Origin of the sequence: Asaia sp. SF2.1 (assembly GCF_000505765.1) — a bacterium.
Lineage (GTDB): Bacteria > Pseudomonadota > Alphaproteobacteria > Acetobacterales > Acetobacteraceae > Asaia > Asaia bogorensis.
Window position 1 is genome coordinate 3401 of the sequence record NZ_AYXS01000006.1, and the last position, 4364, is coordinate 7764.

Below are 4364 nucleotides of genomic sequence, written 5' to 3' on the forward strand. Positions count from 1 at the left end.
CAACAGCAACGCCGTCAAAATGGCGGCATGACAACAACTGGCTGTAGCTTGTCAGGCCCGAAAAACTGTCCGAAGGGAGGGGGCCACCTCTGTCAGCGCTTCGTCTCCGTCTTCTCCGCTGTCCGTAATCCCTTCGTTCCACCCGCTTCCATCAACACAGCTCTATTCCGGCACATCTATCGGATTAGGGCCGCCACACAATGGAACAGCGCAACCGCTCTCAGCGCCTGAATACCTAATTCACAGGCTTCGACTAACTCCCGTCAGTTAACGTGATATCACCCGTGTAGGCAGTGCGATGATCTGCGCCGCATCAAAACTGCGCCTCTGAGGCACGCTTTTCGGCCCACCCGCCGCCGTTTTCCCCTCGCCCACACCTACTTCCGATAATAGAAATTATCGGAAGTAGGTGTGGGCGAGGGGGCTTAAATTGCAAAAAAGCACAGTTTGAACCTAGTGCCGCTTAAGGGTAAATTGTATCTCTTGCCTTTACGAATGTAAAGACGTATAACCTTCCTCAGTCTGAAAGGATAAGAGGCCATGGCGTCCATCAATCTGCGCATTGACGAGGCTCTGAAAAATGCCGCGTATCAGCGCCTGTCCGAACTCGGGATCACGCCCTCGGATCTTATCCGCCAGACCTTTGAGTACGTCGTCGAAACCGGAAAACTGCCGGTCCAGCGCGTCATCCTGTCGAATGACGATCGCGATCTTCTGGCTCTCGTACGTGAGCGCCTTGCCTCGCCCCAGGGTTCGATTGCCGTCAGTCTGGATGACCTGTGACCCGCTACGCGCTCCATTTCGATCCACGCGCCAAACGCGAGTGGGACGCTCTGGATGGCAGTATAAAGACGCAGTTCAAGAAGGTTCTGGCGCGACGTCTCGAAGAGCCGCATGTCCTCTCAGCCCGTCTCACAGCGGACCTTCGAGACTGCTATAAGATCAAGCTACGCGATGCCGGATATCGGCTCGTCTACAGGGTCGATGACGGCAAAATCCTGATCCTTGTCATCGCTATAGGTCGACACGACGGTGACGCGATCTATCGGAACGCTGCGAGGCGCTCTTGAGCGGTCGGCAGAACCCGCCCCACTCTCCTGGCGACAGGCTTTACGCCGCGCTCACCCGGGCCGCTGTCTCCATAGGGCGATTGGATCAACGCCTTCATAATCATCCCTTACTCCCAGCCATCCTGTTTCGTGAGCGGCTCGAAGCGGCACGTGTCTGCGCAAGTATGGATGGTTATGTCATCGATCCATGGTATCTTGCCGCCGAACTGGAAGGCCTGCGCCTGACGATGCCGGGCGAAGGCGTAGCCGATCGTGGCGTGTTCGTGGACAATGCGAAAATCGCATTCGAGCAGTATCAATGGCTTGCGCATCCGACATCGACTCAAAAAGCGCATATCCAGCAGGCCACTGAGCTTCTGCGTTCCGAGGCTACAGCCGTAGGGCCGCTTCTTGGAGCTGCCCGGGCTTTTCATTGCTGGATCGATGCCGGAAACGGCCGCTCGCCTATGCGCGGCGCTCTTGTCTCTTTCTGGCAGGAAACACAGCTTTTGCGCGTTGGGCTCCCCCTTACAGGGGCCCGATCCTTCGCATCCGGTACATGCTGGGAGCGCTCGGTGTGGATCCCCTGTTTTCTTAATGCTCTGGCCGACGAGGCAGAAGGTATCCATGCGCGTATCACCGGGATCGAGCGTCAGTGGCATCATGCGAGAGCTCATAGCGGATCCCGCCGCTGCAATTCGCGAGCAGACACAGCGATCGATCTGATTGCAGCTTTTCCCCTGCTATCCGCGACACGGCTTGCCAGTCTGCTCGGCATCTCCTCAAAATCCGCGTATCTTATGCTTGAGCGCTTTCTCGCTGCAGGCCTCATTACCGAAGTCACTCACCGCATGGCGCGAAGGCTTTTCGCGCTCAAGGGATTCGAACCTTTGCGTGAAGTGGTTCGTCCGCCCAAACGTGCCGTAGCTGGCAGGAAACAAGGACGGCCGCGACGTGATGACAGGTGTTTCCTTGTGGATCTCACAGAGGAAGAAAATAAGGCTGAGTACGCTCAGCCGGCAGCTAAACTAATCGGGCCCCTTGCGATCGATTATGGCCCCCTTGAAGAGGCTCTAGCTCTGGCGGATGCTGCAATTGGGCGTATGCAGGCCTTCTCGCGGTGATGTCAGGTTGTATGGATAAGGTAAACGGGTGATAAGAGCGTCATTTGTGCTGTGAGCTACAAAGGGCACCAATTTGTGCGTTAGCTGATCTTACATGCGATCTGACTGTATTTCCGCCTCCCGGTGAGCTCTTGCCTGATGGACGAATATTAACCGAGTGAAGCATTGTCGTCTTAAATGAGACCATCCGTTGGTGAAGGGCTCTGTTGCAAAATCTTGGGTTAGTAGCGCAAACTCGAGGCTCAGGGCTTTTCAGAATGTGTAGACCCCGAACTGCCTCTCGATCAGGCGCACTTCTCCCATGATGCCCTTATCCTGCTGCCAGGGTCTGGCTTGCCCCTTTTTCAGGGCGTGCATGACTTCGAAACCCTTGATCGTGGCGCAAGCGGTTTTCAGTATTTTGAAACCACGAGCCGGCCTGATCAGCTGTTTCAGCTTGCCATGATCGGCCTCGATTACGTTGTTCAAATATTTCACCTGACGGTGCTCCACCGTATCCGGCAGTTTTCCGGCCTTTTTGAGTTCTCTAATCGCGATGCCGTAGGTCGGGGCCTTGTCCGTGTTGATCGTCTCGGGCTTCTTCCAGTCTTTCAACCCACTCACCGCCTTGCCCGGAAAACGCTTCGCCGCCCTCGCGTTCCGGGTCTGTAACAGGTAAAAATCGATGGTATCGCCGTCCCTGTCGACCGTCCGATACAGATACGCCCATACTCCCTTGACCTTGATATAAGTCTCGTCCACCCGCCAGCTGCGGGTGAAGCCCGGGCGTTTCCAGTACCAGCGCAGGCGCTTTTCCATCTCGGGCGCATAGCGCTGGACCCAGCGATAGATCGTCGAATGATCAACGTTGACGCCGCGTTCGGCCAGCATGGTTTCAAGATCCCGATAGCTGATCCCGATAGCTGATCCCGTAGCGACAATACCACCGCACAGCCCACAGGATCACCTCACCCCGGAAATGTCGTCCCTTGAAGTCGCTCATACACCATGTCCCACGCCAAAACCGTGGCCGGTTTCAAACAGGGAGGCGGACTTTGCAACAGAGTCCGCCAAAGCATACTCACAGTCACATTAACCGTGGCGCCACGAGGAAAGGACCGCAGACTTCGCAACAGAGCCGAAAGAAGAATGGCTCACGGCGCTCATGTTTCTTTGGTCAGGGCAAATGGCAGCGCCATTCCCATCATCGCCACGGCCGCGAGCAATACGCCCACGCTTCCAAGGGCAAATGGCAGGCTGACGGTCTGGGATACGAACCCAAGTGCGGCGGGACCGGCCAGAATGCCCGAATATCCCAAGGTGGTTATGGCTGAGACCGCGAGATGTTCAGGCATAAAGGTCTGCCGCCCGACCGACGAGTAAAGTACGGGCACTACATTGGCGCAGCCTGCACCCACCAGCGCGTAACCGGTAAATGTGATCTGCCAGACTGGTACGGTCGCCACCAAGAGCATTCCCAGGCAGGCTAGTAGGCTTCCCCCCGCGATGATTATACGTCCAGAGAAATGTCGAACCACCCGGTCTCCTAGCAATCGCCCAAACGTCATCATGGCGGCAAATGCAGCGTATCCTAGGCCGGTATACCTCATGTCGACATGACGCACCGTAGCCAGAAAGACGGCACTCCAGTCCAAAGCCGCTCCTTCCGCTAGGAAAGTGATGAAACACATGATCCCGATAACAAGAATGATCCCGTGCGGCAGGACGAAAATAGGCCCGTCGTCGACGCTTTTTCGCTCGGTCAGCAATCCAGGGATTGTCAAGCTTCCGACCATAATCAGCAAAGCGACACCGGCGAAAGAGGCGTGGGTCGGCGACAGACCCAAGCTGAGCAGGCCGCTGACGCCGATGGCACCCAGCAGACCGCCCACGCTGAACAAACCATGAAAACCAGACATCATGGTTGTCTGGCAAGCCCGTTCGACAATGATGGCTTGCACATTCACGGCGCAATCGATCGAACCGACGCTGGCACCGAAGATGATCAGCGTGACGGCAAGAAGAGGCGGAAAAGCAGAGGATGCCAGAACTGGCAGAGTACAACACACCGCCAGGGTAGCGATCGCGATCACCCAACGGCAGCCGAAACGCCCGGTTAGAAGCCCGGCGACGGGCATGGCGACGATCGACCCCATTCCAAGACACAAAAGCAGGAGGCCAAGATGCGCATCCGAGAGCCCGCATCGCAGTT

General features: G+C 56.6%; 4 protein-coding genes and 1 pseudogene. 3 read left to right on the forward strand and 2 right to left on the reverse strand.

What is annotated here, in order from left to right; genetic code table 11:
* Window positions 1-540 precede the first annotated feature (540 nt).
* From P792_RS24610 to P792_RS24620, 3 genes are read left to right on the forward strand one after another with little or no spacing between them, the layout of a single operon-like run.
* Complete coding sequence (locus P792_RS24610; protein WP_023977951.1) at window positions 541-783, forward strand: type II toxin-antitoxin system RelB/DinJ family antitoxin; 243 nt, start codon at window positions 541-543, stop codon at window positions 781-783.
* The gene (locus tag P792_RS24615) at window positions 780-1070 is read left to right on the forward strand and encodes a type II toxin-antitoxin system RelE/ParE family toxin (RefSeq protein ID WP_023977952.1); all 291 of its coding nucleotides are present in this window, start codon (window positions 780-782) and stop codon (window positions 1068-1070) included. Before P792_RS24610 ends, P792_RS24615 begins: the two co-directional genes overlap by 4 nt.
* Complete coding sequence (locus P792_RS24620) at window positions 1067-2173, forward strand: hypothetical protein (protein ID WP_023977953.1); 1107 nt, start codon at window positions 1067-1069, stop codon at window positions 2171-2173. The genes P792_RS24615 and P792_RS24620 overlap by 4 nt, the downstream gene beginning before the upstream one ends.
* A 252-nt stretch (window positions 2174-2425) precedes the next feature.
* On the opposite strand, the pseudogene P792_RS24625 reads toward P792_RS24620, so the two are convergent.
* Both P792_RS24625 and P792_RS24630 read right to left on the reverse strand, forming a co-directional pair.
* A pseudogene (locus tag P792_RS24625) lies at window positions 2426-3155 on the reverse strand (IS6 family transposase).
* Between the two features lie 160 nt (window positions 3156-3315).
* Window positions 3316-4364: MFS transporter (locus tag P792_RS24630; RefSeq protein WP_035439424.1), on the reverse strand; the 1049-nt coding region annotated here is incomplete at its 5' end.